The 2,811-nt window shown below is 41.8% G+C and carries 4 protein-coding genes; all 4 read left to right on the forward strand.

Features of this window, described 5'->3' with window-relative positions:
• Positions 1-94: 94 nt before the first annotated feature.
• The 4 genes from CS022_RS24365 to CS022_RS24380 all read left to right on the forward strand — a co-directional run bounded on the left by CS022_RS24365 (position 95) and on the right by CS022_RS24380 (position 2,777).
• Positions 95-916 (forward strand): helix-turn-helix domain-containing protein, encoded by an 822-nt coding sequence (locus tag CS022_RS24365; RefSeq protein WP_129124448.1) that lies wholly within the window; start codon positions 95-97, stop codon positions 914-916.
• A 41-nt stretch (positions 917-957) separates the two neighbouring features.
• Complete coding sequence (gene fabA, locus CS022_RS24370) at positions 958-1,449, forward strand: bifunctional 3-hydroxydecanoyl-ACP dehydratase/trans-2-decenoyl-ACP isomerase (protein ID WP_129124449.1); 492 nt, start codon at positions 958-960, stop codon at positions 1,447-1,449.
• 143 nt (positions 1,450-1,592) lie between these two features.
• Entirely contained in the window at positions 1,593-1,889 is a 297-nt protein-coding gene (locus CS022_RS24375) for a hypothetical protein (RefSeq protein WP_129124450.1), read from the forward strand.
• A gap of 504 nt (positions 1,890-2,393) precedes the next feature.
• Positions 2,394-2,777 (forward strand): hypothetical protein, encoded by a 384-nt coding sequence (locus tag CS022_RS24380; RefSeq protein WP_129124451.1) that lies wholly within the window; start codon positions 2,394-2,396, stop codon positions 2,775-2,777.
• Positions 2,778-2,811 lie beyond the last annotated feature (34 nt).

Genomic DNA, 2,811 nt, shown 5'->3' on the forward strand with positions numbered 1-2,811 from the left:
CAGCCACAGGACAAAAAACCGCTCCGCTATTTTTTGCCTGTGCTGGCAGGCGTTAGGTATCAAAAAGGTGCGTGACATTTGTTGGTAGGAGGAGATGTTGCATTTATTAAATGGGAAGTATGATCCGTTTCAACCTTTTCTCACCTATGGAGTTCTCGAGAGCAGTGGTGTGGTTTTGGAACAACATAAGCCATCAGAATTATTATGTAGTGTTGTACATTCATACTTGCAAGTCACAACAACAAAACCAACACGATACACGGTCGTGCCAGATGGGATGGAAGCGTTTTATATTTCTTCCTGTGGTGTGATAATTAGCGGTATTCAAGAGAGTGCATTTGACCTTAATCTAAGCAAACCAGGCCAGTATTTTGGTATTCGTTTTTTTCCTGGTGGGTTGCAATGTCTCTTTGATATTACGCCTAGCTCAATCTCGTCAAAACTTATGGATGCAACTCATGTATGTAACGGAAATGAAAAACTAGATCTTCACAATCAGATCTATCAACATTCTGATTTTAATACACGAATTAAATTTTGTGACAAATGGTTGTCTCAAAAGTTTAAGCCGTATCAGCCATCTAAGTTTGACTTAGTATTGTTCGAGATTTACCAAACGTATGGCAATATCTCAGTTGGCGAATTGGCTGATAAAGTAAGCTTAAGCAGTAGGCACCTTAATCGTATTGTCCAGTCATATACAGGATTGAATACAAAAGCCCTTATTCAAATAATAAGAATTCAGTTTGTGTGCAAAATAGCTTGGAGATCAGATAGCAGCACATCAGAATTAGCACTTGATCTTGGCTACTTCGATCAATCTCATCTACTAAATGACTATAAGAAGCGCATCAGGACTAATCCTTCTGGTCTGCTTTCTCACCTGATGTCCGATTTTTACAATAATTCAAATTGATAAATGGCAAAACTGTATTTTCTATTGATGCGGAGGTGCAAATGCAGTTTTCAAATGAACAAGTTATGGCAATGTCCAATGGGTTATTTTTTGGTGCAGGCAATGCCCAGTTACCTAATTCTTTGATGCTCATGATTGACAAAATCAACTACATATCAAGTACAGGGGGTGAGTTTAATAAGGGTATATTAGACGCTGAGTTGTCTATTATGCCTGATCATTGGTTTTTCAAATGTCACTTCAAAGGAGACCCAGTGATGCCGGGCTGTTTAGGCGTTGATGCACTTTGGCAATTGCTTGGGGTATATTTGGGTTGGTCTGGATTGCAAGGTAAAGGGCGTGCATTAGGTGTAGGCAGAGTGAAATTTTCAGGCCAAATTTATCCAGATGCAGGTAGTATCGAGTATAAATTACACATAAAACGTGTGTTTACGAAACCGATGCCTTTGGGCATTGCGGACGGTGTGGTAATACACAACGGCAATGTCATCTATGAAGCGAAAGACCTGAAAGTGGGCTTAATTTCGGCTTAGGGGTGGCTAGATACCTAACAAGTTGCTTAATAGTGACAGCTAACCTTTGGCATTTTTGGTTTGGTTGACTTTATTGTTTATGGTGGCTTTGCTTGGGTACAGCGGTCGGTTAGCTGCACCTTAGCAAAGCGTTAGGGGTACAAATGAGCTACGCAATAACCTCCGAGGAAGGAAAGCATCTTGGGTTCTTACTACTCGCTGGTGATGAGGCACAAGGAGATTGTATATTTCGGTCTTTGCCTAGAGAGTCAGAGCAGTTTGACTCAGTGGAGTACGAACTCCTGTTCAATTTGCAGAATGCTGGCGAATTTCAGTATCGTGCAGGAGCTGAAGGCGTTCTAATTAGTCATGGTAGTATGCCTGAGCCTATTGCTCTAAATCGCAATGATCTTAATATAGGTCCAAATGTGCTCAAGGTAGTGAAGCTTGAAAACTCCTAACAAAACGCTGTTGTCGCCATGCTACGCATGGCTGGGACAGCCTACACTTCGTTCCGGCTGCCCCAAAGCTAGGCGTTATAACTCCTGAGAGTTCGAATATGCGAATAATATGGTTACCAATAATCTTGCTTTCTCTCATGGCGTGTTCAGATGGCCATGAGGGGGCATCGCATTCCCTTAAACAGGAACTAAAAAGTACTGAAGTTAGCTGCCAGTTTTTAGAGTCCTCGAAATTTTCAAAGGGCTACTGGGTAAGGTCTGAGCTAGACGGTTGGGGATTGTTAGTCGTTACAAAGAACAATGAGCCAAATTCATATACCCTCGCGTTAATGGCGCATGGCCATGAGCGTGCTATGGAGACACGAGAAATTGAGTGTGAACAGTTATAACAAGGCCAGGCACAATCGCCCACTTCGTGGGCTGGACCTCCGCACTGCGCGCTCCGGCCTGTGCTGGCTGCGTTATACGTACTTCGAGTTCGGTTTTTATTTTTAAGGAATCAGCATGTCTATGAGTTTGTTTGTTGTCTTAGCTCTAGAAGTCGAGCCAAATACTAATGATCTTAATGCAGCAGCAAAGGAGCTTACCTATGTTGTTGAGTACACACCAAACATAAACCTAAAAAAGCATTCTGGTTTCTTACCTGCAAAATTGGAGTCTAACGATGCTGGTATGGAAACTTACTCTTTCTCAGTTTCTGAGCTACCAGCGCCTTTTAAATCTCAATTACCTAAACAGTACTCCCAAGGATATGTTTATCAATTCAAGCTTGGTGGTAACCCTACTGAAGCCCATACAGCATTTACTACCGCAATAATTATGAGTACAAAATACAACGGTATAACTATTGAAGATCAGTCGGGAGCGATACTTGTAGTGGTCAACTAATCCCGGACAGTAAATTAGGCCGATTTTCTGCTTT

The sequence above is a fragment of the Veronia nyctiphanis genome (genome assembly GCF_004116385.1).
Taxonomy (GTDB): Bacteria; Pseudomonadota; Gammaproteobacteria; order Enterobacterales; family Vibrionaceae; genus Veronia; species Veronia nyctiphanis.